The organism is Facivitalis istanbulensis (assembly GCF_040560405.1).
Lineage (GTDB): Bacteria > Pseudomonadota > Alphaproteobacteria > Sphingomonadales > Sphingomonadaceae > Sphingomonas > Sphingomonas istanbulensis.
This window is the reverse complement of sequence record NZ_JAVSCQ010000012.1, coordinates 69,854-94,932: the sequence shown is the minus strand read 5'-3', so window position 1 is coordinate 94,932 and position 25,079 is coordinate 69,854. Positions and strand designations below refer to the sequence as shown.

The window sequence follows — 25,079 nt, the reverse complement described above, 5'->3', positions numbered from 1 at the left end:
TGAACCCTTCCGGTCCAGAAACCCAGCGTGCCAGCATCTCAATGCCAGTACCACCCCGAAGCGCCACACTCAGTGGCCCGCTCCGTCGCGGTGAAACCCCTCTACCCATACACCATATTAGGGTCAACAGAAAAAGTGCCACGAAACCGTAAAAAATCGGATTCTCCAATAAACTCATAGGATTATCTGGCGCACATAGTCGGATGGGCCGGGGAACCTTCTGGCGATGCGGGATTCGCGCCTTTCGCGCGCCTGCTTTAAGGGCATCTTTAGCCCCCGCCTTTAGGGATCGTGCGATAGATATATGACATCGCCCCGCATCACCGTCGCCCTGAGCGTCTATAATAACGGCCCCTATCTGGCCGCCGCGCTGGAGAGCGTGCTCGCCCAGAGCTTCGGCGATTTCGAGTTGTTGATCGTCAATGATGGGTCGACCGACGATTCGCGCGCGATCATCGACGCCTATGCCGCGCGCGATCCGCGCATCCGCGCCATCCACCAGCCGAATCGCGGCCTCATCGCCAGCCTGAACCTGATGATCGACCAGGCGCGCGGCGAGTATATCGCGCGGATGGACGGCGACGATATCGCGCTGCCCGACCGTTTCGCCCGGCAGGTTGCCTTTCTCGACAGCCATCCCGATCACGGTGTGCTGGGCACGCGGGTCATTCCGATCACCGACAAGGGCGAGGAACGGACGGAGCACCCCATCGATCATCCGGTTTCGACCGAGGCCGTCCACGCCGCGCTGGAAACCGGGCCTCTGCTCTGCCACCCCTCGATCATGATGCGTCGATCGCTGCTGATCGCGGTCGGCGGCTATCGTGCGGCCTATCGGCATTGCGAGGATTATGACCTGTGGCTCCGGCTGGCGGAGCGCACGCGCATGGCCAATCTGCCGGATCGGCTGCTGCGCTATCGCTATTCACCGAGCCAGGTGTCGAATCGTCATGCGGTGCCGCTGAACTATGGTGCCGCCATGGCGCGACTGGCGCGTGCGGAGCGGCTTGCCGGACGACCCGACCCATCGGATCAGTGGGACAGCCTGCCCCCCATCGACAGGCTGGACGATCTTTTCGGTCGGGTGGGCCTGACCAGGGCGGTCCGGGCCGAGGTGGTGCGCGGCATTCTGTTCAATCCCGTCGCCATCGCCCAGGACGGACTGCCGTTCATCACCCGGCATATCGCCGATACGCGGCGCGATCCCGCATCGCGCGTGCCCGGATTGTGGCGTGCCGTGGCGCGTCTCCTGCGCAACGGTGAGCCGCGGGCGGCGCGAATCATGGCCCTGGCACTGATCCGCGGATGAGCGGGATCTCGATCCGCGGTGCCGCGCTCTGGTCGATCGGCATGCAATATATCGCCTTTGCGATTCAGTTCGTGGTCAGCGTGCTGATCTCACGCTTCTTCCTGTCGCCATCCGAGATGGGACTATTCTCGATCGCGCTGTCAGCCGCGATGATGGTGTCGGTGCTCCAGGATTTCGGCATCAGCCGATTCGTCGCGGGCGAGCGAGAATTGAGCACGGCGCAGGTCGAGACCTGCTTTTCGGTGTCGCTGATCTTCGCCTTTGGCATCGGATTGCTGATCCTGGCGCTCGCCTGGCCGTTGGCGGGGTTTTACGGCAATGCGCGGCTGACCCCGCTGCTGGTCATCATCGCCGGCTCCTATCTCGTCGTGCCGTTCGGCATCGTGCCCAGCGCGATGCTGCAGCGTCGGATGGACTATTTCTCCCTGTTCCTCGTGAATGTGGGCGCGGCGATGACCAATGCCGCCGTCGCGCTGGGGCTGGCCTGGGCAGGTTATTCGGCCTTCGCCCTCGCCTGGGCCGCCGTGGCACAGCAGGGTGCCCGCGCGCTGATCGGGCAGTGGCGATCGGGGATACGCCCCCCCTTCCCGCCCCGCCTGACCGGCCTGGGCCCCATCCTGCGCTTCGGATCGAACAGTTCCCTGTTGCATATCAGCGGCGCGATCGGCACGCGCAGCCCCGATCTGGTGATCGGCCGCGTGCTGAACCTGGCCGCTGTCGGCCTGTTCAGCCGCGCCTCCAGCCTGGCCGCGCAATTGCAGATGCTGGTCAGCGGCGCGGTCGACGGCGTCTTCTACCCCGCCTTTGCCCGGTTGCGCGATGCCGGAGCCGATCTGGCCGCCCCCTATCAGCGGGTGGTCGCCGCCTATAGCGCCGCGACCTGGCCGGCCATGGCGTTCCTCGCCGCCGCCGCGACGCCGATCGTGCTGATGCTCTATGGCCCGCGCTGGATCGGCGTCGCGCCGCTGCTCGCCTGGATCGCAATCGGGCAGATCTTCATCACCGCGCTGCCGCTGCATGTCGAATTGCCGATCCTGCTCGGCCGTATCCGGCAGCTTGTCGTCTTCAACGCGGTGGATACGATCGCGTCGATCGGCCTGTTGCTGTTGGGCGCGATGCTGAGCCTGGAGGGGGCGGCGATGTCGCGCATCGCCTATGGAATCGTCTGGTTCCTCCTCTATGTCGGGCTCATCCGGCGGCTGACCGGCTTCGCCTGGCGCGCGATGCTGGGCATCTATGCCAAGGGCATGATCGCGACGCTGGCCACGGTCGCGCCGCTGCTCGCCGTCTATCGCTGGGTCGCGCCGCCCGAAGCGGTCGGGCTGGTGCTGTTGGGCGAGGCCGGGCTGGCGGGCGTCGGCCTCTGGCTGGTGGTCATCTATGCGCTGCGCCATCCGATCCGGCTGGAGATCAACGCGATCCTGGGTGTGCTATGGCATCGGCTGCCCCGCAAAGCCTTGCGCGCGCATCCCTGACTTGTCCGATCGGCGCGGCCTGCCCATAGTCGGGGCATGGCTCCGCCCCCTTCCGGCCTTGACGATCCCGAGCAGGCCGCCCTGGCCTGGGCGCGGTTTCGCGCGATCCTGGCATGGATGACGCTGGTCGCCGCGATCGCGGTCGCGATCACGCTGGTCGTGCTCGCGCGCATCTATGGTCCGCTCAACTTCGTCACCATGCTGGGCGTGATCGGCGGGATCGGCGGCATGGTGATGCTGACCGGCGCACTGATGGGGCTGGTGTTTCTCAGCTCCGGCACCGGGCATGACGAGGATGTCGACCGGCGACCATAAAAAACCGGCCCCCGCATCAAAGCGGAGGCCGGTCCTTTTTTCGATCCAAAGCGTCGGGCCGAAGCGTCGGGGAGAGCGATCAGCCCGCCGCCGCCTCCGGCTCCACCGGCGCGGCCGCGCGGACGCGACGACGACGGGGCTTTTCCTCGGCCACGGCCTCACCCTCGGGCGCGGCGCTCAGCGCGGGCGGCAGACGGTCGGCATCGAAGCCCGTGGGCTCAGCCGCCTCGGCGGTTTCGACCGGGCGCTCGCGACGCGGACGACCGCGACGGCGCGGCGCGGCTTCGGCCTCTGCAACCGGCGCGGGCTGTTCGACGAATTCGGCCGTGGTGTCGGCATTCGCCTCTTCGGCCGCGACCGGCTGTTCGCGCCGGACGGGACGGCGATTGTCGTCGCGACGGCTATCGTCGCGGCGGGGACGATCGTCGCGGTCGCGGCGCGGACGTTCGTCACGCGGCTGACGCTCGCGGCGGCCCTCGGTGTCGCCCTGCTGCTCGCCGGGGCGAATGGGGTCGCCCTCGTCGCCATAATCCTCGCTCTCATTCTCGAAGCCGTCGTCATACTGATCGTCGCGCGATTCCTCGCGCGGGCGACGCTGATTCTGCTCCTCGAAGCGCGAGCGGCTCTCGCTCAACACCCGGAAATAGTGATCGGCGAACTGCCAATAATATTCGGTGTTGACCCGGTCGCCCTGACGCTGCGCCTCGGCCGCCAGATTCTTGTACTTTTCGTACAACTGGTTGGCGTTGCCGCGCGCGCGGTTGTCGATGCGATTGCCATTGTCGGAGCGGCCAGGATTTCCCCCCGGACGCTGCCCATTATTGCCGCCACCACGACCGCGACGGCGGCCGGCCTGCCGATTATTGATCAAGCTGTTCGTCCTTAGTCGTCAAACCAACAAGGTCCACTTTTCCCGGCACCGCGTGCGCATCACGCGATGCAAAGCTTTCGCGCCCGATCGGAGCGCTTGCCACGGCCGCCGGACAGCAGCGACTGCATGACGAAGGATGTGGGCAACGGCCCGAAATCAGCGACCCCGAAAATGGTGAAGGTGTCGATGTTCGCGTGCCCCTGACCGCGCTGTAGCGGGTAGACGCGTGGTCCTTCAAGCGAAATATGGTTCACATACGGTGATTGTTCAATGCGCGAGCAGAACGCGGGGCCGCCCGCCCAGATCGCGGTGCAGCACGACGCGAAATCCCTGCTCCTCGAGCAATGGCGTGACGGCGGCCGCCTGTTCATACCCGATCTCGACCAGCGCCGCGCCGCCCGGTGCCAGCCGCCGGCGCAACATGGGCGCGAGACGGCGATAATCGTCCAGCCCGTCCGGCCCGGCGAACAGCGCGGCGGCCGGCTCATAGTCCTTCACCTCGGGCGACAGCGGCTCGGCGGTGCCGATATAGGGCGGGTTGGAGACGATACAGTCGAACGCCCCCGTCAGCGCGCCCGCCCAGTCGCCGCGCACGAAGCGCGCCCGGTCCGCCATCCCGCAAAGCCGCGCATTGGCAAGGGCATAGCCCAGCGCCTCGGCCGAATAATCGACGCCGATCCCGCGCGCCGAACGCCATTCGTCGAGCAGCGCGAGCAGCAACGTGCCCGGCCCCGTGCCCAGGTCGAGCACCATGGCGGGCGGCGTTCCGCCGAAATGGGCAAGGGCGGCGGCGATCAGCGTCTCGCTATCCGCACGCGGCACCAGCGCGCCCGGCCCGACCTTCAGGTCGAGCGTCCAGAAACCGCGCGTGCCGGTGATATAGGCCACCGGCTCCTGCGCGGCACGGCGCTCGACCAGCGGCCCGAAGCTGTCGGGCACCGCGCGGGTCAGGTCGAGGAGCAGCGCGTTGCGCTCGATCCCCAGCGCATGGGCAAGCAGCAATTCGGCATCGAGCCGCGCGGTCGGCGAAAAGGAGAAGCGCGCAGCCGCCTCGACCAATGCGTCGCGGGCGTTCGCCACCTTAGATCCCCCCTGCCCCGGCCAGGGCCGGGAAAGGGTGACGGCCGCCTCGCTCAGCCATCGATCGCGGCGAGCCGTTCGGCCTCATCCTCCGCCAGCAACGCGCCGATCAGCTCGTCCAGCTCGCCCTCCAGAATTTCGGGCAGGCGATGCAGCGTCAGGTTGATGCGGTGATCGGTCACGCGCCCCTGCGGGAAATTATAGGTGCGAATCCGCTCCGACCGATCGCCCGACCCGACCATCGAGCGCCGGGTTCCCGCCCGCGCCGCCGCCAGCCGCTCGCGCTCCGCCTCGTACAGGCGGGTCCGCAGCACCTTCATCGCCTTGGCGCGATTCTTGTGCTGCGAGCGTTCGTCCTGCTGGATCACGACCAACCCGGTCGGGATATGGGTGATGCGGATCGCCGAATCGGTGGTGTTGACGTGCTGGCCGCCCGCGCCCGACGAACGATAGATATCGACGCGCAGATCCTTGTCGTCGATCTGGAGGTCGACCTCCTCCGCCTCGGGCAGCACCGCGACGGTCGCGGCCGAAGTGTGGATCCGTCCGCCCGATTCGGTGACCGGCACGCGCTGGACGCGGTGGACGCCGCTTTCGAACTTCAGCTTGGCGAACACCCCCACGCCCGCGACCGAGGCGACGATCTCCTTATAGCCGCCCGCGTCGGAGCTGGAGGCGGACATCGCCTCGACCCGCCAGCCCTGCCGTTCGGCATAACGCTGGTACATGCGGAACAGGTCGCCGGCGAACAGCGCCGCCTCGTCGCCGCCGGTCCCGGCGCGGATTTCCAGCATCGCGGCGCGTTCGTCCGCCGCGTCGCGGGGCAGCAATGCGAGCGCAAGATGCCGGTCCGCGGTGGCCAGCGCGGTGCGGTTGGCGTGGAGTTCCTCCGCCGCCAGCGCGCGCAGCTCGTCATCGCCGTCCTGCACCATATAGGCCAGGCTGTCCGCTTCCTGCCGCAACCGGCGCACCTCGGCGGCGGCATTGGCGACCGGCTCCAGCTCGGCATATTCCTTCGACACCGCGACGAAACGGTCCGAGGGCAGGTCGCCGGTCGCCATCATCGCCTGCAATTCGTCGCGTCGCGCCTCGATCTGCGCGATGCGTTCGGCGGAGATGGTCTTCATGCGCGCGCCAGCATTCCCGCCAGATCGGCCAGCGGAACCTGTATCTGGGTTCCGTCGGCCAACCGCTTCACCGTCGCGACTCCCGCCGCCAGTTCGTCGTCGCCCAGGATGATGGCGTGCCGTGCGCCCTGCGCATCGGCCTTCTGCATCCGGCGCTTCATATTGCCCTTATAGGCCATGTCGACCGACAGCCCCGCCCGGCGCAGTTCGGCCACGAGGCCCGTCGCGCGCAGCTCCGCCGCCGCGCCCATCGGCACCACGACCGCGTCGATGGTCGGCCTGGCCGGTTCGTCGAGCAGCATCGCAAGCCGCTCGACCCCGGCCGCCCAGCCCACGCCCGCCGTGGCGGGACCACCGAGCGATTCGATCAGCCCGTCATAGCGGCCGCCCGCCAGCACGGTGCCCTGCGCCCCCAGCCGGTCGGTCACGAACTCAAACGCGGTGTGGCGATAATAATCGAGCCCGCGCACCAGCCGCGCATTGCGCGTCCAGGCGACCCCCGCCGCGTCCAGCCCGGCCGTCACCGCGTCGAAGAAGCCGCGGGCCGCGGACGTCAGATAGGCATCGATGTCGGGCGCCGCATCGGCGATCGGCCGATCGCGCGGGTCCTTCGAATCAAGGATGCGCAGCGGGTTCTTCTCCAGCCGCACCAGGCTGTCCTCGGACAGCTGGTCGCGATGCGCCTCGAAATGCGCGACCAGCGCGTCACGCCAGGCGTCGCGCGTCTCGGCATCGCCCAGCGTGTTGAGCTGGAGCGTCACGCCCTCGGCGATCCCCAGTTCGCGCAACAGCTGGTCGGCCATCACCAGCAGCTCGACATCCGCCGCCGGTTCGGCCGCGCCGAGGATCTCGGCGTCGATCTGGTGGAACTGGCGATAGCGGCCCTTTTGCGGACGCTCGTAACGGAACACCGCGCCCGAGGTCGCGAGCTTGAGCGGCGCATATTGCTGCCACCCCTCGGTCAGATAGGCGCGCGCGATCCCCGCCGTGAATTCGGGCCGCAGCGTCAACATGTCGCCGCCGCGATCGGGGAAGCTGTACATCTCCTTCGACACGACATCGGTCGTCTCGCCGATCGAACGCGCGAAGACCTGCGTATCCTCGAACACCGGCAGGTCGAGCCGCTGGAAGCCGTACAGCCGATGGACATGCTCGAAGCGCGCCAAGACATGGGCGAAGCGACGCTGCTCGTCGCCGAAGATATCCTGCGTGCCGCGCACGCGCTTGGGGGTTTCGATCCGTGCCATAGAGGTGCCGGTATCTAGGGACATGTGCGCCCCCGCGCTAGAGTGCGAGTCAGGGCGCGCGCCGCGCCGCTCCATGTCGGCCATGACGGCGATCCCGTTCCGACAAGGCAGGCGCGCCGGATCGTCCCCTTGTGACCATGCGCGCTGCTACGCATGACCGTCGCATGAGCGATCATCGGCCAGCCGGATTCAACCCGGATGCCCTTGCGGCGGGCATCGTCGCCTTCGACCATAGCCAAGACCGCCCGCCGCCCGCTACATCACCCCTATGACCACCACCCGCTGGCCCACCACCCGCTGGCAACGCCTGCAAAGCCGGATCGGCCAGCGGATCGCGCCGCCGCGGTTCGTCGCCTTCGCGCTGGTGCTGATCGTGGCCTGCGCCGCGCTCATCCCTGCACTGGGCAAGACGCGCGGAATGCTGGCGGGATTCGACATCGCCGCGATTCTCTTCAACCTGTCGCTCATCCCGCTGCTGCGGCAGGGACAGGCGGCGCGGATGCGGCGGCGGGCGGCGCAGAACGATGCCAATCGCGCCGTCCTTCTGGTCTTCTCCGGTATCGTGCTGTTCATCATCCTGGTCGCGGTCGGCGGCGAATTGCGCGAGCGGACCAGCATCGTCACCGTCGTGCTGGTCGTCGCCACGCTGATGCTCGCCTGGCTGTTCTCCAACATCGTCTACGCGCTGCATTATGCCCACCTCTTCTACAGCGCGGGCGAGGAAGGCGATGCGGCGGGCCTGCAATTTCCCGACACGGCCGAACCCGATTATTGGGATTTCCTCTATTTCTCGGTGACGCTGGGCATGACCTTCCAGACATCGGACGTCTCCATCGCCTCGCGCCGGATGCGGCGGGTGGTAACAGGCCAGTGCCTGGCGGCGTTCGTCTTCAATCTGGGGGTCATCGCCTTCACGGTGAACGTGCTGGGCGGGGGCGGATAGCGCCCCGGGCAAAAGGGTCTGGACGACCGGCCCATCGGGTGCCTAACCTGCCTGCCTCTCCTTTCGCCGCAAAAGGCCGTCCATGATCCGTCCCGTGTCCGTCGCGTCCCTGCTCGCTTCCGCCGCCCTTGCCACCGCCCTCGCCCCGTCCGCCGCCCAGGCCCAGGTGCCTGCGGGCAATTCCGCGCCGGTCGCACAAGCGCCCTTCGTCAACACCATCCCCGATGCGGTCGACACGCCCTATCCCGGCACGATCAAGCTGGTCGTCGACGCGACCGACACCGATCGCGGCATCTTCCGCGTGAAGGAGACGATCCCGGTCGCCAAGGCGGGGCCGATGGCGCTGCTGTTCCCCAAATGGCTGCCCGGCGCGCATACCCCGCGCGGCGAGATCGAGAAGCTGGCGGGCCTCGTCATCCGCGCGAACGGACGCGTCCTGCCCTGGACGCGCGACCCGGTCGACGTCTTCGCCTTTCACATCGACGTGCCCGCCGGGGCCACGCAGCTCGATGTCGCGTTCCAGTTCCTGTCGGCGACCAAGTCCGACCAGGGGCGCATCGCCGTCACCCCGACGATGATCTCGCTGCAACCCAATTCGGTCAGCCTCTACCCGGCCGGCTATTATACCCGCCAGATCCCGATCCAGATGACCGCGACCTTCCCCACCGGCTGGACGGCGGCGGGCGCGGTGCCCGCCAGGGCGTCGGGTTCGACCTACACCTATGACACGACCAATTACGAGATCCTGGTCGATTCCCCGGTGCTGGCAGGCAAATATGGCAAGGTCTTCCCGCTGACGCCCGACGTCAGGCTGAACGTCTTTGCCGACAATCCCGGCGAACTGGCCGCCAAGCCCGAACAGATCGCGGCGCACACCCGCCTGGTCGAACAGGCCGAAAAGACCTTCGGCGCGCATCATTTCGATCATTATGAATTCCTGCTGTCGATCAGCGACCGGCTGGGCGGGATCGGGCTGGAGCATCACCGCTCGTCCGAAAACGGCGTGACCCCGGGCTATTTCACCGATTGGGATTCGGGGCCGGGCCGCCGCAACCTGTTGCCGCACGAATTCACCCATAGCTGGGACGGCAAGTTCCGGCGCGGCGCCGACCTGTGGACCCCCGATTTCCGCACCCCGATGCGCGACTCGCTGCTCTGGGTCTATGAGGGGCAGACGCAATTCTGGGGCTATGTGCTCCAGGCGCGGTCGGGCATGGTGTCCAAGCAGGACACGCTGGACCAATATGCCTCGATCCTGGCGATCTACGACACCGCGCCCGCGCGCCAGTGGCGCAACCTGGTCGACACCACCAATGATCCCATCATCTCCGCCCGCAAGCCCAAGGGCTGGACCAGCTGGCAGCGGTCGGAGGATTATTACAATTAAGGCCTGATGGTGTGGATGGAAGTCGACGCGATGCTGCGCCAGAAGTCGCGCGGTACCAAGTCGATCGACGATTTCGCCAAGACCTTTTTCGGCATCCGCAACGGCGACTGGGGTGAGGTCACCTACACATTCGACGATGTGGCCGAGACGCTGAACAGGATCGTGCCCTATGACTGGGCGGACTTCCTGCACCGTCGGATCACCGAAACCGGCCAGCCCGCGCCGATTCAGGGCTTTGCGATGAACGGCTACAAGCTGGTCTATACCGACCAGCCCTCGCCGAGCTTCAAGCAGGCCGAAAAGAGCCGCGGCACCGATGTCAGCTATTCGCTGGGCATGGTCGTGTCGAACGGCGGCGAGGTGACCAGCGCGATCTGGGACAGCCCGGCGTTCAAGGCGGGCATCGATGTCGGCACCCAGATCCAGGCGGTGAACGGCGAAGCCTATTCGGGGGATCGCCTGAAAGCCGCGATCGTCGCCGCCAAGGATCCGGCCAGGCCGGTCAAGTTGGTGATAAAGAACCAGGATCGCTTCCGCGACGTCACGCTCGGCTATACCGGCGGTCCGCGTTATCCCCATCTGGAAAAGGTCGGCACGGGCGAAACCGGGCTGGATCGTCTTCTGACGGCGCGCTGACGACATCTATCGACAGGGCATGGCGGGTTGGGCTATTGCGCCCGCCATTGTTTTTCCACCGGAACCCTGCCGTTCCGGCCATCTGGCAAAGAAAGACTGATCGATGCGTATCGACCTCATTCCCGTCGGCAAGAACCCGCCCGATGACCTCAACGTCGTGATCGAAGTTCCGACCGGCGGCGAGCCCGTGAAATATGAGTTCGACAAGGCGTCCGGCGCGCTGTTCGTCGACCGCATCCTGCACACGCCGATGCGCTATCCGGCCAATTACGGCTTCGTGCCCCACACGCTGTCGCCCGACGGCGATCCGCTCGACGCGCTGGTCGTGTCGCGCACGCCCTTCATTCCGGGCTGCGTCGTGCGGGCGCGTCCGATCGCGGTGCTGAACCTGGAAGACGAAGCCGGCGGCGACGAGAAGCTGGTCTGCGTGCCGGTCGATTCGACCTTCCCTTATTATTCGAATGTCGGCGGTCGCGACGACCTGCCCGAGATCGTGTTCCAGCAGATCGAGCACTTCTTCACCCACTATAAGGACCTGGAGAAGAAGAAGTGGGTGCGCATCGGCACCTGGGGCGACCGTGACGAAGCACGCCGCATCGTCCTCGAAGCGATCGCGCGCTATGAGGACGCCAAGGCCAAGGGCGAAGAGCCGCACGACCACGACGTGCCCGGCCGCGCATAATCGCCCCTTCCCCCCCGGCGCTTGCCGGGACAGTGGCCTGCCCAAAGCGCCCCGGTGATCGTCACCGGGGCGTTTTTCGTTGCGGCTCGGCCCTTGCCGCATCCGCCATGCCACCGCATATCCGGCGGCGATGACCACCGCGACCGCGCGTATCCTGTCCGGCGTTTCCGCCCTCTCGGCCCAGGATTGGGACGCATGCGCGGGGACCGCCAATCCGTTCGTATCCCATGCCTTGCTGAGCGCGCTCGAACGATCGGGCAGCGTGGGCGGCCAATCCGGCTGGACGCCCGCACCGATCGTGATCGACGGCGCCGATGGCTATCCCGCCGCCATCGCCCCGGCCTATCTGAAGACGCATAGCCAGGGCGAATATGTGTTCGACCAGGGCTGGGCCGAGGCCTGGAAACGGGCGGGCGGGCGCTATTATCCCAAGCTCCTGATCGCATCGCCCTTCTCGCCGGTGCCCGGTCCGCGGCTGTTGCTGCGCGATCCCGCGCTCGCCCCCGCGCTGATCGGTGCGATCGAGGCGGTGACCGACCAGAACGAGCTATCCTCGGCGCATGTCACCTTCGTCACCCCCGACCAGCTCCCATGGTTCGAGCAGGCCGGTTGGCTGATCCGCGAGGGCGTGCAGTTCCACTGGCGCAATGACGGCTATGCCCGGTTCGACGATTTTCTGGATGCACTCGCCAGCCGCAAGCGCAAGGCGATCCGCAAGGAACGCGCGGCCGCCGTCGAAGGGTTGACCATCCGCCATTTGAGCGGCGATGCCATCCGCCCCGAGCATTGGGACGCCTTCTGGACCTTCTATCAGGATACGGGCAGCCGCAAATGGGGCCGGCCCTATCTGACCCGCGCGGCGTTCGACCGGATCGGCGAGACGATGGGCGACGCGCTGCTGCTGATCCTCGCCGAGCGCGACGGGGTGCCGATCGCGGGCGCGCTCAACCTGATCGGCACGGACACGCTGTACGGCCGCTATTGGGGCGCGGTGGAGGAGGTGCCGTTCCTCCATTTCGAACTCTGCTATTACCAGGCGATCGACGCCGCCATCGCGCGCGGGCTGTCGACGGTGGAGGCGGGCGCGCAGGGCGAACACAAGCTGGCGCGCGGCTATGCCCCGGTGCCGACCTGGTCGGCGCATTACATCCCCCACCCCGCCTTCCGCCGCGCGGTCGCCGAGTTCGTGACCCGCGAACGCGCCGCGATCGAGGCGGAAAGCGAGTATCTGGGCGAACTCACCCCCTTTCGGCGGGGGTGAGCCGGTCGGTCAGTCGTCGTCCTTGTCCGGCAACGTGCTGCGCCGGGCGGGGACCACGCGATGATCCTCATTGGGCAGGGGCTTGCTCAGCAGTTCATAGGCCGCCGGATCGATGATCGGACGGCGATCGTCGATCCGGTACAGCACATCGCGACCGGACTGCCAGATCGGCGTCAGCCCTCGGGTCAGCGCCGCGTCATAGCGCGGCGGATGGACCAGCCAGACATAGTCGAACGCGTCGCGCGGCATCAGCTTCAGCGCGGTGTCGATCGGCCGCCACCATTGCCCGCGACAGCGGCGCTGGGTCACGATCTCCGACGGATCATGCGCGAACCGCTTGGCCTGGGCATAATGCACGGTCAGGAGTTGCCCGCCCGCCATCGACCATTGGTCGTTGGCATAGGCCAGCTTGCGCTCCAGCGCGAGCCCCGCGACATGCTCCAGCCGGCTGGAGGGCCAGACATCGGCGCAATATTGGCGCCCGACAAAGGTCAGCAGCCGCGCGCGCGGCGGCACATGATCCAGCGCCGTCAGCACACGATCATAATCGTTGCTGTACATCATATAGCTGACCGTCGTCGCGGCGATCCGGACGCCGAAGAACAGCAACCCGACCACCGCCAGCGTCGAGGCGCCGCGCAGCGACAGCCCGCGCCGCGGCCGCAGCGCGATCAGCGCGATCGCCAGGACATAAGGGGCCAGCCGCATATCGGCATAGGCCGAACCGAAGACGATACGCGGCAACAGGAGATAGACGACCGCCAGGAACGCCGCCGACAGCACCAGGTTGCGCGAATATTCCACCCGCTCGTCGCGCACGCCCTTGAGCAGCACCAGGAACAGCACGGTGACCGAGGCGAGGTCGAACGCCATCCAGCGATCGCGCAGCACCATCGTCACCCAGTTGATCTTCCACCGCCAGTTGAACCAGTCGGTGGTCTTGCCGGTGACATGATCGCCCGAGCGCCACAGCACCATCAGCACCATGGGCAGCGCAAGCGGGATACAGCCGATCCCGGCATGGAAGGCGGATTCGATCCAGCCCTTCAGCCCGCTGGCGCCACGCGCGCGCCGCATGTCATGCTGCCGGATCAACTCGGCCGAAAAGGCCAGCACGCCGAGCACGCCCCAGCCAAAGGTGTGCGCGACCCACAGGATGCACGACAGCGGCACGAACAGGATCGCCCGCAGCTTCACCGCGCCCAGCCGCCCCATGCGCAGCCAGAGCGCGAACAGGTTGAGCGCCAGCGCCATCGACAGCGCGAAGTTCGCGAACCCGAACTGGAACGGATAGCTATAGGCCAGCGGCAGCGCGAACAGCGCGGTGGCGGGAATCCGCCCCTGCACCTCGCGCGCGATCCACAGCAGGCCGGTGACGGTCAGCACGGGAATGGCGATGACGATCAGCTTGACCGCCAGTTCCAGCCCGAAGATCGGCGCGAGCGGTTCGATCAGCAGGTCGACGCCCAGATTGCCGATCAGCTGCCATTCGAAATGATACCAGTCGGCCAGCCAGGGCTGGTGCGCATATTCCAGCTGGACACGATACCGGCCCATATGGCCCGGCAGATCGACCAAGGGCGGCACGGTCGGCCAGATGAGCGGCACGGCAGCGAGCAATGCCATCGCGGCGACGAACCACCGCGTCTGCCACCAGTTGAGCTTTCCCCCATTCATGGGACGGTGCCTAGCGGACGGAAGGGGCGTCCGACAAGCATCGCGCCCATCGAACGCGACGGACCGCATACGATCTTGACGCCGATCGCGCGCGTCCTGGGTCACGGCGCGCGGCCGCCCATCAACGCTTCCTCAATCGATCGGGTCTAGCGAGGGTTCATGGACGAGACGCCCCCCGCCCGGCTGCCGCTGCCCTCTCCGTTGACATGGATCGTCGGCAGCCTGATCGTGATGACCCTGTTCATCCTCGACTATCGCGCGTCCGATCATGGCATGATCGGTCTGTCCGAGATGTGGGGCCGCGATTTCGCCAATGTCTGGACCGGCGGAAAGCTTGCGCTGACCGGACAGCTTGACCTGCTGTACGACGTCGATCGCTATCGCGGTTTCGAACATGCTTTGTACGGGACGGCAGGCGTCCACAACTATTCCTATCCCCCGATCGCGCTGTTCCTCGACATCCCCTTTGCGTTGATGCCCTATGGCATGGCGCTGGCGTCGTGGCTGGTCGGAACCGGGTTGCTCTTCGCGCTGGCGGCTCGCTCCTGGCTACCGGACGGCAGGGCGCACTGGTTGCTGCTGCTGACCCCGGCAGCGACGATGAACATCTGGGCCGGGCATTACGGATTCCTGATCGGCGCGCTCTTTCTGGCCGGCTGGCATTGGCTGCCGCATCGTCCGCGATGGGCGGGGCTCTGTTTCGGGCTGATGGTGCTCAAACCACATGTCGCGGTGCTGGTCCCGATCATCCTGCTGCTGCGCGGCGACTGGCGCACCATCGCGACGGCGGCGTTGACCGTCGGGCTGCTGGTGCTGGCCAGCGTGCTGGCCTTCGGATCCGAGCTGTGGACGCAATATCTGACCGTCACCGCGGGCGTGCAGGCCCGGATGATCGATCCGGGACAGGAATTTTACGGACTGATGTCGACGTCGCTGGCCAGCGCGCTGCTGCGCCAGCATGTGCCCGCCGCGCTCGCCTACGGGCTGCAGGGCATGGCGATGGCCGGGGTCGCCATCGGCGTGACGGTCGCGGCGGTGCGCGGCACACCACCCGCCACCCTGGCGCTGCTGGCCGCGACGGGGACGTTCGTGCTGCTCCCCTATGCCTTCAACTATGACCTGACGGTCGTGATGCTGGCGGCGCTGGTCGCCTATGGCCGACCCGATGCCTCACCACTGGAAAAGGGGATCGCCTTGATCGCCTTCGTCACCCCGCAATGGGGAATGCTGGCCAGCGCGATCGGCATCCCTTTGACGCCGATCGCGCTGATCTCACTCTTTGCCGTTCAACTGCGCGGCCAGATCAGATCCGGTCGCGGCGTCCCAGCAGACGCAGGCGCAGTGCGTTCAGCTTGATGAAGCCCGCCGCGTCGCGCTGGTCATACGCGCCCTGATCGTCCTCGAAGGTGACGACCTTTTCCGAATAGAGGCTGTAGGGCGACTTGCGCCCCGTCACGGTCGCCTGCCCCTTGTACAGCTTCAGGCGGACGGTGCCGGTCACCTTCTCCTGGCTGTGGTCGACGGCGGCCTGCAGCATCTCGCGCTCCGGCGAGAACCAGAAGCCGTTATAGACCAGCTCGGCATAGCGCGGCGCCAGTTCGTCCTTCAGATGCGCGGCCCCCCGGTCGAGCGTGATCTGCTCGATCCCGCGATGCGCCAGCGCATAGATGGTGCCGCCCGGCGTCTCGTACATGCCGCGGCTCTTCATGCCGACGAAGCGGTTCTCGACCAGGTCGAGGCGGCCGATGCCATGCTTGCGGCCCAGCTCGTTCAGCTTGGTCAGCAGCGTGGCGGGCGAGCATGCCTCGCCGTTCAGCGCGACGCCGTCGCCCCGCTCGAAATCGATGGTGATCGTCTCAGGCAGGTCGGGCGCATCCTCCGGGTTGACGGTGCGCGAATAGACATAATCGGGGACCTCGTCCCACGGGTCCTCCAGCACCTTGCCCTCGGACGAGGTGTGCAGCAGGTTCGCGTCGGTCGAGAAGGGCGCCTCGCCGCGCTTGTCCTTCGACACCGGGATCTGGTGCGCCTCGGCGAATTCGATCAGCTTGGTGCGGCTGGTCAGGTCCCATTCGCGCCACGGCGCGATGACCTTGATGTCGGGGTTCAGCGCGTAATAGCCCAGCTCGAAGCGGACCTGGTCATTGCCCTTGCCGGTCGCGCCGTGGCTGACCGCGTCGGCGTTGACCATCTTGGCGATCTCGATCTGGCGCTTGGCGATCAGCGGCCGCGCGATCGAGGTGCCGAGCAGGTACAGCCCCTCGTACAGCGCGTTGGCGCGCATCATCGGGAAGACGTAATCCTTCACGAACTCCTCGCGGAGATCGTCGATGAAGATATGCTCGGGCTTCACGCCCGCCATCTCGGCCTTCTTGCGCGCGGGCTCCAGCTCTTCGCCCTGGCCCAGATCGGCGGTGAAGGTCACGACCTCGCAGCCATAATGCTGCTGCAGCCACTTGAGGATGACACTGGTGTCGAGACCGCCCGAATAGGCGAGGACGACGCGCTTGATATCTTCGCTCACGGCAAAGTCCTTCGGAAAGAGGGAATGGATTTGCCCCGCGCCCTATGCGCTCCCCGCCCCTCACGCAACCTCGGCGTGGCGTCCCTCCCCGCTTGTTCATTGTCCCGACAGCCAAAGCCGGTCAGGAGCGGCGGTGATGACCCGTTCAGGAGCCTTTGCCATGCCCCGTCTGTTCGCCTCCGGCCTGATCGCCGCCAGCCTGGTCCTGCCCGCCATCGCCGCGCAGGCCGCGCCCGACACGCGGGCCAGCGCCGCCGCCAAATTCTCGCGCGAGTTCAAGGCGCGCGACACCAATCATGACGGCGTGCTGACCAAGGCCGAGGTGAAGGCCGCGATCATGCGCATGGGCAATGGCAAGCAGTCCATCGACGCGGTCCACGCCCAGCGGCTGACCGACCTGTGGTTCGAAAAGGCCGATGCCAACAAGGACGGCAAGGTGACCGAGGCGGAGGCGCAGGCGCTGCTGTCGCACACGTTCGATGAATATGAAGCGGCCAGGGCGGCGCAGCGCGCGGCGCAGGCGGCGGGGCCCGTTCCCGCCCGGAAGGGGCGGTAAGCGCGCCCTTCCCCCGGCGCGGATGCAAAAAAGACCCGGTGCGTTGCCGCACCGGGCTTAGGTCGTCCGCAGGAGGAACATCAGGGGGTGCGGGGTTCTGGGCGCCCCGCTCCCGATCCGAAATCAGTTATAGGCGCGCTCACCATGCTCGCCGAGGTCGAGGCCTTCCTGCTCGACCTCCTTCGAGACACGCAGGCCGGTCAGCGCCTTGGCGACATACATCGCGATCACCGTGCCGATCGTCGCCCAGACGATGGTGGTGGCCACCGCCTCGATCTGGACCAGCAGCTTGGCGCCCATGTCGTAATCGGCCGCACCCGGGCCGCCCAGCGCGGGCGAATATACCACGGCGGTGCCGATCGCGCCGATCATGCCGCCAATGCCATGGACCCCGAAGGCGTCGAGCGCGTCGTCATAGCCGAGCTTGGGCTTGAGCACCGAGACGGCGTAGAAGCAGACGACGCTGGCGATCGCGCCCAGCACGATCGCGCCGAACGGTCCCGAATTGCCGGCCGCCGGGGTGACCGCGACCAGCCCGGCCACGATGCCCGAGCAGAAACCCAGCGCGGAGCCCTTATGCCCCGCCACGCGCTCGGCGAGCATCCAGAACAGGCCACCGCTGGCGGTCGCGACGAAGGTGTTGATCATCGCCAGACCCGCCGAGCCATTGGCCTCCAGCGCCGAGCCCGCGTTGAAGCCGAACCAGCCCACCCAGAGGAGGCCGGTGCCCACGCCGGTCAGCGTCAGCGAGTGCGGCGGCATCGGCGTGGTCGGATAGCCGATCCGCTTGCCCAGGATCAGCGCGGCGACCAGCGCGGAGACGCCCGCATTGATGTGCACCACCGTGCCCCCCGCGAAATCGAGCGCACCCGCCTTGAAGAACAGCCCCGACGACGCCCACACCATGTGCGCGATCGGGAAATAGGTGATGGTCAGCCACACCGCGATGAACGCCATGACCGCCGAGAACTTCATCCGCTCGACCACCGAGCCCAGCACCAGCGCGGCGGTGATCGCGGCGAAGGTCATCTGGAAGCAGATGAAGACATATTCGGGGATCTCGACCCCCGGCGTGAAGGTCGCCGCCTGGCTGGCGGGCGTGACCCCCTTCAGGAACGCCTTGCCAAGCCCGGCGATGAAGTTGGAGGCCCCGCCCGACAGATCCGGACCGAAGGTCAGGCTGTAGCCGTACGTCACCCAGATCAGCATCGCGAGGCAGGCCGCCGCGCCGATCTGGGTCATGGTCGACAGCATGTTCTTGGCGCGGGTCAGGCCGCCATAGAACAGCGCCAGGCCCGGCAGGATCATCATCATGACCAGCACGGTCGAGGTGAGCATCCAGGCGGTATCGCCCTTGTTCACCGTCGCGGCCGGAGCGGCGGGTGCCGCCGCCGCATCCTGCGCCCAGGCGGGCAGTGCGGCGAAGAGGGCGATGCCGAGGCCGGTGGCCCCGCTCGCCAGTCGCGTGACATGCTTCATCGAAATCCCCCCTCTCAAAGCGCGGCTTCGTCGGTTTCGCCGGTGCGGATGCGCACCGCCTGGCCGACGTCCAGCATGAAGATCTTGCCATCGCCGATCGCGCCGGTGTTGGCGGCGGCCTGGATCGCCTCGACCACGCGGTCGGCGAGGTCGGCGGCGCAAACCACCTCGATCTTGATCTTGGGCACCATGTTGGTGCTGTATTCGGCCCCGCGGTAGATTTCGGTCTGGCCCTTCTGGCGACCGAACCCCTTGACCTCGGTGACCGTCATACCCGCCACGCCCAAGGTGGTCAGTGCTTCGCGCACCTCGTCCAGCTTGAACGGCTTGATGATGGCAATGATGAGCTTCACCCGCGCCCCCTTATTGCGTTACCCAGCCGAGCTTCGCAAAGGCCGTGCCAATTCACATTCCTGTGACTTCGCGGGTGCAGAATGGCGCTGCGCGCGGGATCCGGCGCAGGTGCTCGCATCAAATTTTAGGCATGACGCCAGATTTGCCTTATTTTTAGGCAATCCTTTTCCTCCCCGTGCAGGGGAGGAATTTCAATCACGCCGTCAGCGCGGTGCCGCCGACGGTCAGTCCCTCGACCAGCAGGCTGGGCTGGCCGACGCCCGCAGGCACGCTCTGCCCGCCCTTGCCGCACACGCCCACGCCTTCGTCGAGCGCGAAGTCGTTGCCGATGCCCTTCACCTTGGTCAGTACGCTCGGCCCGTCGCCGATCAGCGTCGCGCCCTTGATCGGCGCGCCCAGCCTGCCATTCTCGATCCGGTACGCCTCGGTGCAGGAGAAGACGAACTTGCCCGACACGATATCAACCTGTCCGCCGCCGAAGGACTTGGCGAAGATGCCGGTCTTCACCCGCGACAGCAGTTCGGTGGGATCATCCTGCCCGCCCTTCATGAAGGTGTTGGTCATCCGCGGCATCGGCGCATGGGCAAAACTCTCGCGACGGCCATTGCCGGTCGGCGCGACGCCCATCAGCCGCGCATTGAGCCGGTCCTGCATATAGCCCTTGAGAATGCCATCCTCGATCAGCACGACCTCGCGCGTCGGCGTCCCCTCGTCATCGATCGACAGCGACCCGCGCCGGTCGGCGAGACTCCCGTCATCGACCACGGTGACGCCGGGGGCCGCGACCCGCTCGCCGATGCGCCCCGAAAAAGCCGAGGTGCCCTTGCGGTTGAAGTCGCCCTCCAGTCCGTGCCCGATCGCCTCGTGCAGCAGCACCCCGGGCCAGCCCGGCCCGAGCAGCACGGTCATCTCGCCCGCCGGCGCGGCGACCGAGTCGAGATTGACCAGCGCCTGCGCCAGCGCGACGTCGATCCCGCGCTCCCACGTCGCGCGCGCGACCAGCCGGTCATACAGGTAACGCCCGCCAATCCCGAAGCTGCCCGTCTCGCGCCGGCCATTTTGTTCGACCACGACCGAGATGTTCAGCCGCACCAGCGGGCGGACATCGGTGGCAACGAAGCCGTCGGCTCGGACGATCTCGACCACGCTCCAGCTTCCCGACAGGCCGACCGAGACCTGCACCACGCGGGGATCGCGCGCGCGGGCGGCGGCGTCGATCGTCTGGCAAAGCGCCACCTTGTCGGCGAAGGGGATCCGGTCGAGCGGATCGGTCGCGGTATAGAGGTGCCGGTTGGTCCCCTGCGGCGGCGGCGCGGCGGCCCCCTTGGCGGGATCGATCAGCGCCATCGTCTGCGCGGCACGCTTGATCGCCGCCTCGGACAGTTCGTTGGCATGGGCGAAGGCGGTCATCTCGCCCGACACCGCGCGCAGGCCAAAGCCCGAATGGGTGTCGTAGCTGGCCGTCTTCAGCCGCCCGTCGTCGAAGCCGAACGCCTCCGACCGCTTATATTGCAGATAGAGTTCGCCATCGTCCGCGCGCGCAAGGGCGTTGGCGGTCAGGCGCAGCGCCGCATCGGGGTCCAGCGTGTCGCGATACAGGAAGGAGCGGGGATCGATGGCGGCGGTCATCCCGCCGATATAGGGGGCTTAGCGGCCCGCGCCATCCCCATGGTCGCGAAGCTGCGCCTGATCCACCCCGTCCGCCGGGCCGCCGATCAGGATGAAGCGACGGTCGCAATAGCCGCAATCGACATAGCCGGTCTCGTCGATCTGAAGCCAGACGCGCGGATGGCCGAGCGCGGCCCCGCCCGGAATGTCGGTGGCACCGTCGCAAGCGACGCGGGTCTGGGTGACGCGGGTGGTTTCGGGCGGCGGCAACATAATGTGCGCGCGATAGCAAGGCGCGCGCGCGCGTGCAATTGCCGAAAACCGGCTTGGCCTGTCCGCCGCACGGGCCTATCGCTGCGCCATGACCGCCTCCACAGAAGCCGCCATTTCGATCCAGGGCATCGCCAAGACCTATCAGGGCGGCAAGCGCGCGCTCGACGGGGTCAGCTTCGACGTGCCGCGCGGGCAGATCTTCGGCCTGCTGGGGCCGAACGGGGCGGGCAAATCGACGCTCATCAACATCCTGGCAGGGCTGGTGATGAAGACGGAAGGGTCGGCGTCGATCTGGGGCTTCGACATCGACCAGCATCCGCGCAACGCCAAGGCGTCGATCGGCATCGTCAATCAGGAGATCCTGTTCGACCCCTTCTTCACCCCGCTGGAGACGCTGGAGATCCAGGGCGGGCTCTACGGCGTGCCCAAGACGCAGCGGCGGTCGATGGAATTGCTGCGCGCCGTCCATCTGGAAGACAAGGCCGACGCCTATTCGCGCACTTTGTCTGGCGGCATGAAGCGCCGCCTTATGGTCGCCAAGGCGATGGTCCACTCGCCGCCCGTCCTCGTCCTCGACGAACCGACGGCGGGCGTCGACATCGAGCTGCGCCAACAGCTCTGGGCCTATGTCCGCCAGCTCAACGACCAGGGCGTGACCGTGGTGCTGACGACGCACTATCTGGAAGAGGCCGAGGCGCTGTGCGATCGCATCGCGATCATCAACCATGGCCGGCTGGTCGCCAACGAACCGACTCGCGAACTGGTCGGCAAGGCGCAGGAAAAGATCGTCGCCGTCACCGTCGACCGCGACGTCGCGATGGTGCCTGACCATGCCAGCTTCGGCAAGATCGTGCTGAAGGGCACGCGCACGCTGGAGATCACCTATGCCAAGGACAAGGTGAATGCGGGCCAGGTGCTGGCCGCCGTACAGGCCGACGGGTTCGGGATCGTCGACGTCTCGACCAAGGAAGCGGATCTGGAAGACGTCTTCCTGTCACTGACGCGCAGCAGCGCCAGCGCCTGAGACCGATCGCCTAGGATGGGGCGGAGGCGTGGAGCGGGCGACGGCCGCCCGCTCCAGCCGGTTCACCCCGCGCGCGATGCCTCGTCGAGCATGGGGTAATCGATATAGCCCTCGGGGCCACGGCTGTACCAGGTATTGCTATCGCCCTCGTTGAGGGGCGCATCGATGCGCAGCCGTTCGGGCAGGTCCGGAGTCGCCAGGAAGGCGCGGCCGAACGCGATCGCATCCGCGACGCCCGAATCGAGCGCCGCCTGCGCCTTGGCCCGGCTGTCGAAATCGCTGTTGAGGACCAGCGGGCCGTCAAAGACCTTGCGGATCCGGGGCGACAGCTTGGGCACGTCGGTCTTGCCGAAGCTTCCGTCCGGCCCCGGTTCGCGCAACTCCAGAAAGGCGATTCCCAGGTCGGACAGCATCCGGGCGGCGGGGAGGAACACCGCCTCGGGATCGCTGTCGTCCACGCCCTGACTCTCGCCATTGGGCGAGAGGCGGACCGCCGTCCGCCCCTGGCCCGCGACGGAAATGACGCGCTCGGTCACCTCGCGGAGCAGGCGAATGCGGTTTTCGGCCGCGCCGCCATATTCATCCTCGCGCAGATTGGCGTTGTCGCGCAGGAACTGGTCGATCAGATAGCCGTTGGCGGCGTGAATCTGCACACCGTCGAACCCGGCGGCCAGGGCGTTGCGCGTCGCGTGCGCATAATCGTCGAGCAGGCGCGGGATTTCCGATCGTTCGAGCGGCCGTGCGGTCTCGAAGTCCTTCTTGCCCTCAAAGGTGTGCGCCTGCCCCTCGGTGCGCGTCGCGGAGGAGGACACCGGCCGCATCCCGATGACCGCGCTGTGGACCTGACGCCCCATATGCCAGAGCTGCGCGAAGATCCGGCCGCCCGCCTCGTGGACGGCGTCGGTCACCGGCCGCCAGTGCGCGACCTGCTCGTCGGTCCACAGCCCCGGCGCATAGGGCCAGCCCAGCCCCTCGCGGCTGATGCCCGTCGCCTCCGAGATGATGAGCCCCGCGCTCGCGCGCTGCGCATAATATTGCGCCATGACCGGCGTCGGCACCGCCTCACGCGTGGCGCGCCCCCGGGTGAGCGGCGCCATGAGGATGCGATTGGGCGCGTGGACCGCCCCCAGATCGATGGGATCGAACAGCGTTGGCATCAAAAGCAATCCTTTCCGGCCTTTCGGCCTGACGCCACGCAGATAGGGCGTTAAGGTGGCCCATGCCCGTGTCCGCGCCCCCAAGAAAAAATGATGCCCCTGAAAGCGACCGTCACCACGGCGTGACGACCGTTCCCCCGCTGGCCTTCGTCGCGGTCATCCTCGCCAATGTCGCGCTCGCCTTTGGCCCGTGGTTCGTGCGCATGGCGGATACCGGCCCCGTCGCCTCGGCCTTCTGGCGCATTACCCTGGCCGCGCCGATCCTGGTCCTGGTCGCCCTTGTCGGCCCGGCCCGGCCGCGCATGCCCGGCAAGGGACAAGGGCTGCTCTGGGGATTCCTGCTGATCGGCGGCGTCGCCTTTGCGGGCGATCTGGGCACCTGGCACATGGGCATCCGCCAGACGACCATGGCCAACGCCACGTTGTTCGGCAATTCGGCCACCTTCATCTTTCCGCTCTATGGCTTTCTCGTCGCGCGCGCCTGGCCGTCGCGGACCCAGGGCATCGCGCTGGTCCTGGCCGCGGTGGGGGCCGGGCTGCTGATGGGGCGCAGCTATCAGGTCGATCCGCGCCATCTGGTCGGCGATCTGCTGTGCGTGCTGGCGGGCATGCTGTATGCGGTCTATTTCATCCTGATGTCGCGGGTGCGCTTCGCGATGCCGCCGATCCCGGCGCTCGCATGGTCGACCATGGCCAGCGTGGTGCCGCTCTTCCTGTTCGCCACGCTGCTGGGCGAACGGGTCTGGCCGGATCATTGGGGTCCGTTGATCCTGCTGGCGATCGGGAGCCAGATCGTCGGCCAGGGGTTGATGATCTATGCGCTGGGACTGCTCAGCCCGCTCGTCGTCGGGCTCGCGCTGCTGGTGCAGCCGATCGTGGCGACGGCGATCGGCTGGGTCGTCTATGGCGAGGCGCTGGCGCTGCCCGAATGGCTGGGCGTGGCGATGGTCGCCGCCGCGCTGGTGCTGGTCCGCTGGGGCGCGCCCAAGATGGTTGCCAAGCCGCGCGACATGGAAGACGGACGAGCGACGCTGTAGGATGACACAGGCTGTGATGACCGGGGCTGCCATGACCGATGTTCAGGATCTGACTCTCGATGAGGTGCGCGCGCTGCTGGCGGGCGGGATCGCCGCCAACGCGGCGTTCGACGGCTGGGGCGATGCCGCGCGCGACATAGCGGCGGACGCGGCGGGCGTGGACCGCGACGTCGCGCGCCTGGCCTTCAAGGACGGCCCCGTCGCGATGATCGACGCGTGGTTCGCCGCGATCGACGCCGCGATGGCCGAAGCCGTGCCGGTCGAACGGGCCGCCGCGATGAAGATCCGGCAACGCATCGCCGCGCTGGTCGAAGCGCGACTCGCCGCGACAGCCCCGAATCGCGAGGCGCTGCGCCGTGCGCTGACCGTGCTGGCCATGCCGCAGAACGCCGCCACCGCCGCGCGACTCGGCTGGCGCACGGTCGATGCGATCTGGGCGCAGGCGGGCGACACCGCGACGGACTATAACCACTATACCAAGCGCGCGACGCTGTTCGCGGTCTATGCCGCGACCATCGCCACCTTCCTGAACGACGACAGCGACGGCCATGCTGACACCCGCGCCTTCCTGGCCCGGCGGATCGAGGGGATCATGCGCTTCGAGAAATGGAAGGCCGGCATGGTTCGCCGGACCGAGAATCGGCCGAGCCTGTCGCGCTTCATCGGGCGGCTGCGCTATCCGGCGGTGTGACGCGATCGGCCCGATTTCCCGCGCCATCCCCCGGATCGTCTCGCCGCATCGTCCCCGATCCAAATCGCAGTAGGCAATTGATAATCAGTCGCATGGGGACTATGTATCCGCCATGGCGACGTTCAGCAGTCTCGAAACCCTACCCCGCTGGCAACCCGCGACCGTGGCCGCGATCGACTGGACCCAGCTCGCTTTGCCCGAGGCGCGCCGATTGCGCGAACTGGGTTTCGACGAGGGTGTCGGGGTCGAGGTGCTGCACCGCGCCTCGCTGGGTGGTGGCCCCATCGCCTGCCGGATCGGCCGGATGACGGTGGCGCTGCGCCGCCGGGTCGCCGCCTCGATCCGCGTCGCGCCCGCGGCCTGATC

The 25,079-nt window shown here is 67.2% G+C and carries 24 protein-coding genes and 1 pseudogene; 13 read left to right on the top strand and 12 right to left on the bottom strand.

Annotated elements, in window-relative coordinates; all coding sequences use genetic code 11:
• The first annotated feature begins 304 nt into the window (after nt 1–304).
• From RN629_RS09595 to RN629_RS09585, 3 genes are read left to right on the top strand one after another with little or no spacing between them, the layout of a single operon-like run.
• Nucleotides 305–1,309 carry a glycosyltransferase family 2 protein gene (locus RN629_RS09595; RefSeq protein WP_407035027.1) on the top strand — a complete coding sequence of 335 codons (1,005 nt, stop codon included), beginning with the start codon at nt 305–307 and terminating at the stop codon, nt 1,307–1,309.
• Nucleotides 1,306–2,784, top strand: coding sequence for an oligosaccharide flippase family protein (locus RN629_RS09590; protein ID WP_407035026.1), 1,479 nt, complete (start codon nt 1,306–1,308; stop codon nt 2,782–2,784). The genes RN629_RS09595 and RN629_RS09590 overlap by 4 nt, the downstream gene beginning before the upstream one ends.
• A gap of 36 nt (nt 2,785–2,820) precedes the next feature.
• Nucleotides 2,821–3,099, top strand: a complete 279-nt coding sequence (locus RN629_RS09585) for a hypothetical protein (RefSeq protein ID WP_407035025.1) — start codon at nt 2,821–2,823, stop codon at nt 3,097–3,099.
• Between the two features lie 79 nt (nt 3,100–3,178).
• Here the strand turns inward: RN629_RS09585 and RN629_RS09580 are convergent, their stop codons facing one another.
• From RN629_RS09580 to hisS, 5 genes are read right to left on the bottom strand one after another with little or no spacing between them, the layout of a single operon-like run.
• Complete coding sequence (locus tag RN629_RS09580; protein ID WP_407035024.1) at nt 3,179–3,970, bottom strand: DUF4167 domain-containing protein; 792 nt, start codon at nt 3,968–3,970, stop codon at nt 3,179–3,181.
• Nucleotides 3,971–4,029: 59 nt separating this feature from the next.
• Nucleotides 4,030–4,224 carry a hypothetical protein gene (locus tag RN629_RS09575; RefSeq protein WP_407035023.1) on the bottom strand — a complete coding sequence of 65 codons (195 nt, stop codon included), beginning with the start codon at nt 4,222–4,224 and terminating at the stop codon, nt 4,030–4,032.
• A gap of 13 nt (nt 4,225–4,237) precedes the next feature.
• Nucleotides 4,238–5,050 (bottom strand): peptide chain release factor N(5)-glutamine methyltransferase, encoded by an 813-nt coding sequence (prmC, locus tag RN629_RS09570; protein ID WP_407035022.1) that lies wholly within the window; start codon nt 5,048–5,050, stop codon nt 4,238–4,240.
• 53 nt (nt 5,051–5,103) lie between these two features.
• Entirely contained in the window at nt 5,104–6,177 is a 1,074-nt protein-coding gene (gene prfA / locus RN629_RS09565) for a peptide chain release factor 1 (RefSeq protein WP_407035021.1), read from the bottom strand.
• Complete coding sequence (gene hisS, locus RN629_RS09560; protein WP_407035031.1) at nt 6,174–7,424, bottom strand: histidine--tRNA ligase; 1,251 nt, start codon at nt 7,422–7,424, stop codon at nt 6,174–6,176. The genes prfA and hisS overlap by 4 nt, the downstream gene beginning before the upstream one ends.
• 268 nt (nt 7,425–7,692) lie before the next feature.
• On the opposite strand from hisS, the gene RN629_RS09555 reads away from it, so the two are divergent.
• The 4 genes and pseudogenes from RN629_RS09555 (at nt 7,693) to RN629_RS09540 (ending at nt 12,333) form a co-directional block, all read left to right on the top strand.
• Nucleotides 7,693–8,367 (top strand): DUF1345 domain-containing protein, encoded by a 675-nt coding sequence (locus RN629_RS09555; RefSeq protein ID WP_407035020.1) that lies wholly within the window; start codon nt 7,693–7,695, stop codon nt 8,365–8,367.
• An 82-nt stretch (nt 8,368–8,449) separates the two neighbouring features.
• Nucleotides 8,450–10,390 (top strand): annotated as a pseudogene (locus tag RN629_RS09550) (M61 family metallopeptidase).
• A gap of 103 nt (nt 10,391–10,493) precedes the next feature.
• Nucleotides 10,494–11,072: an inorganic diphosphatase gene (gene ppa / locus RN629_RS09545; protein ID WP_407035019.1), complete on the top strand. Its 579-nt coding sequence runs from the start codon at nt 10,494–10,496 to the stop codon at nt 11,070–11,072.
• Nucleotides 11,073–11,202: 130 nt separating this feature from the next.
• Complete coding sequence (locus tag RN629_RS09540) at nt 11,203–12,333, top strand: GNAT family N-acetyltransferase (RefSeq protein WP_407035018.1); 1,131 nt, start codon at nt 11,203–11,205, stop codon at nt 12,331–12,333.
• A gap of 9 nt (nt 12,334–12,342) precedes the next feature.
• Here the strand turns inward: RN629_RS09540 and RN629_RS09535 are convergent, their stop codons facing one another.
• A complete protein-coding gene (locus RN629_RS09535) occupies nt 12,343–14,010 on the bottom strand; it encodes a hypothetical protein (protein WP_407035017.1) in 1,668 nt (555 codons plus the stop codon).
• A gap of 159 nt (nt 14,011–14,169) precedes the next feature.
• On the opposite strand from RN629_RS09535, the gene RN629_RS09530 reads away from it, so the two are divergent.
• Nucleotides 14,170–15,366: a glycosyltransferase family 87 protein gene (locus RN629_RS09530; RefSeq protein WP_407035016.1), complete on the top strand. Its 1,197-nt coding sequence runs from the start codon at nt 14,170–14,172 to the stop codon at nt 15,364–15,366.
• Here the strand turns inward: RN629_RS09530 and RN629_RS09525 are convergent.
• Entirely contained in the window at nt 15,314–16,534 is a 1,221-nt protein-coding gene (locus RN629_RS09525) for an argininosuccinate synthase (protein WP_407035015.1), read from the bottom strand. The two genes, RN629_RS09530 and RN629_RS09525, sit on opposite strands and share 53 nt — an antisense overlap.
• A gap of 136 nt (nt 16,535–16,670) precedes the next feature.
• Here RN629_RS09525 and RN629_RS09520 point away from each other — a divergent pair, with 136 nt between their 5' ends.
• Nucleotides 16,671–17,090, top strand: coding sequence for an EF-hand domain-containing protein (locus RN629_RS09520; RefSeq protein ID WP_407035014.1), 420 nt, complete (start codon nt 16,671–16,673; stop codon nt 17,088–17,090).
• A gap of 123 nt (nt 17,091–17,213) precedes the next feature.
• Here RN629_RS09520 and RN629_RS09515 read toward each other — a convergent pair whose 3' ends face one another.
• The 4 genes from RN629_RS09515 to RN629_RS09500 form a co-directional block, all read right to left on the bottom strand.
• Nucleotides 17,214–18,569 carry an ammonium transporter gene (locus tag RN629_RS09515; RefSeq protein ID WP_407035013.1) on the bottom strand — a complete coding sequence of 452 codons (1,356 nt, stop codon included), beginning with the start codon at nt 18,567–18,569 and terminating at the stop codon, nt 17,214–17,216.
• 14 nt (nt 18,570–18,583) lie between these two features.
• A complete protein-coding gene (locus tag RN629_RS09510; protein WP_407035012.1) occupies nt 18,584–18,922 on the bottom strand; it encodes a P-II family nitrogen regulator in 339 nt (112 codons plus the stop codon).
• A 196-nt stretch (nt 18,923–19,118) separates the two neighbouring features.
• A complete protein-coding gene (gene tldD, locus RN629_RS09505; RefSeq protein ID WP_407035011.1) occupies nt 19,119–20,552 on the bottom strand; it encodes a metalloprotease TldD in 1,434 nt (477 codons plus the stop codon).
• 18 nt (nt 20,553–20,570) lie between these two features.
• Nucleotides 20,571–20,804: a zinc-finger domain-containing protein gene (locus RN629_RS09500; RefSeq protein ID WP_407035010.1), complete on the bottom strand. Its 234-nt coding sequence runs from the start codon at nt 20,802–20,804 to the stop codon at nt 20,571–20,573.
• Nucleotides 20,805–20,892: 88 nt separating this feature from the next.
• Between RN629_RS09500 and RN629_RS09495 the strand changes: the two genes are divergently transcribed.
• A complete protein-coding gene (locus RN629_RS09495; protein WP_407035009.1) occupies nt 20,893–21,828 on the top strand; it encodes an ABC transporter ATP-binding protein in 936 nt (311 codons plus the stop codon).
• A gap of 62 nt (nt 21,829–21,890) precedes the next feature.
• On the opposite strand, the gene RN629_RS09490 is transcribed toward RN629_RS09495, so the two are convergent.
• The gene (locus RN629_RS09490) at nt 21,891–22,985 is read right to left on the bottom strand and encodes an alkene reductase (protein WP_407035008.1); all 1,095 of its coding nucleotides are present in this window, start codon (nt 22,983–22,985) and stop codon (nt 21,891–21,893) included.
• Between the two features lie 62 nt (nt 22,986–23,047).
• Here RN629_RS09490 and RN629_RS09485 point away from each other — a divergent pair, with 62 nt between their 5' ends.
• The 3 genes from RN629_RS09485 to RN629_RS09475 all read left to right on the top strand — a co-directional run bounded on the left by RN629_RS09485 (nt 23,048) and on the right by RN629_RS09475 (nt 25,077).
• Nucleotides 23,048–24,022, top strand: a complete 975-nt coding sequence (locus RN629_RS09485; RefSeq protein ID WP_407035007.1) for a DMT family transporter — start codon at nt 23,048–23,050, stop codon at nt 24,020–24,022.
• A 16-nt stretch (nt 24,023–24,038) separates the two neighbouring features.
• Complete coding sequence (locus tag RN629_RS09480; RefSeq protein ID WP_407035006.1) at nt 24,039–24,713, top strand: COQ9 family protein; 675 nt, start codon at nt 24,039–24,041, stop codon at nt 24,711–24,713.
• Between the two features lie 112 nt (nt 24,714–24,825).
• A complete protein-coding gene (locus RN629_RS09475) occupies nt 24,826–25,077 on the top strand; it encodes a FeoA family protein (protein ID WP_407035005.1) in 252 nt (83 codons plus the stop codon).
• The last annotated feature ends 2 nt before the right edge of the window (nt 25,078–25,079 follow it).

Excerpts from the sequence above, each read along its gene's own strand:
- RN629_RS09595 (WP_407035027.1), top strand. The coding sequence starts at position 305 with ATGACATCGCCCCGCATCACCGTCGCCCTGAGCGTCTATAATAACGGC.
- RN629_RS09590 (WP_407035026.1), top strand. The coding sequence starts at position 1,306 with ATGAGCGGGATCTCGATCCGCGGTGCCGCGCTCTGGTCGATCGGCATG.
- RN629_RS09585 (WP_407035025.1), top strand. The coding sequence starts at position 2,821 with ATGGCTCCGCCCCCTTCCGGCCTTGACGATCCCGAGCAGGCCGCCCTG.
- prfA (WP_407035021.1), bottom strand. The coding sequence starts at position 6,177 with ATGAAGACCATCTCCGCCGAACGCATCGCGCAGATCGAGGCGCGACGC.
- hisS (WP_407035031.1), bottom strand. The coding sequence starts at position 7,424 with ATGGCACGGATCGAAACCCCCAAGCGCGTGCGCGGCACGCAGGATATC.
- RN629_RS09555 (WP_407035020.1), top strand. The coding sequence starts at position 7,693 with ATGACCACCACCCGCTGGCCCACCACCCGCTGGCAACGCCTGCAAAGC.
- ppa (WP_407035019.1), top strand. The coding sequence starts at position 10,494 with ATGCGTATCGACCTCATTCCCGTCGGCAAGAACCCGCCCGATGACCTC.
- RN629_RS09540 (WP_407035018.1), top strand. The coding sequence starts at position 11,203 with ATGACCACCGCGACCGCGCGTATCCTGTCCGGCGTTTCCGCCCTCTCG.
- RN629_RS09535 (WP_407035017.1), bottom strand. The coding sequence starts at position 14,010 with ATGAATGGGGGAAAGCTCAACTGGTGGCAGACGCGGTGGTTCGTCGCC.
- RN629_RS09530 (WP_407035016.1), top strand. The coding sequence starts at position 14,170 with ATGGACGAGACGCCCCCCGCCCGGCTGCCGCTGCCCTCTCCGTTGACA.
- RN629_RS09520 (WP_407035014.1), top strand. The coding sequence starts at position 16,671 with ATGACCCGTTCAGGAGCCTTTGCCATGCCCCGTCTGTTCGCCTCCGGC.
- RN629_RS09515 (WP_407035013.1), bottom strand. The coding sequence starts at position 18,569 with ATGAAGCATGTCACGCGACTGGCGAGCGGGGCCACCGGCCTCGGCATC.
- tldD (WP_407035011.1), bottom strand. The coding sequence starts at position 20,552 with ATGACCGCCGCCATCGATCCCCGCTCCTTCCTGTATCGCGACACGCTG.
- RN629_RS09500 (WP_407035010.1), bottom strand. The coding sequence starts at position 20,804 with ATGTTGCCGCCGCCCGAAACCACCCGCGTCACCCAGACCCGCGTCGCT.
- RN629_RS09495 (WP_407035009.1), top strand. The coding sequence starts at position 20,893 with ATGACCGCCTCCACAGAAGCCGCCATTTCGATCCAGGGCATCGCCAAG.
- RN629_RS09490 (WP_407035008.1), bottom strand. The coding sequence starts at position 22,985 with ATGCCAACGCTGTTCGATCCCATCGATCTGGGGGCGGTCCACGCGCCC.
- RN629_RS09485 (WP_407035007.1), top strand. The coding sequence starts at position 23,048 with ATGCCCGTGTCCGCGCCCCCAAGAAAAAATGATGCCCCTGAAAGCGAC.
- RN629_RS09480 (WP_407035006.1), top strand. The coding sequence starts at position 24,039 with ATGACCGGGGCTGCCATGACCGATGTTCAGGATCTGACTCTCGATGAG.
- RN629_RS09475 (WP_407035005.1), top strand. The coding sequence starts at position 24,826 with ATGGCGACGTTCAGCAGTCTCGAAACCCTACCCCGCTGGCAACCCGCG.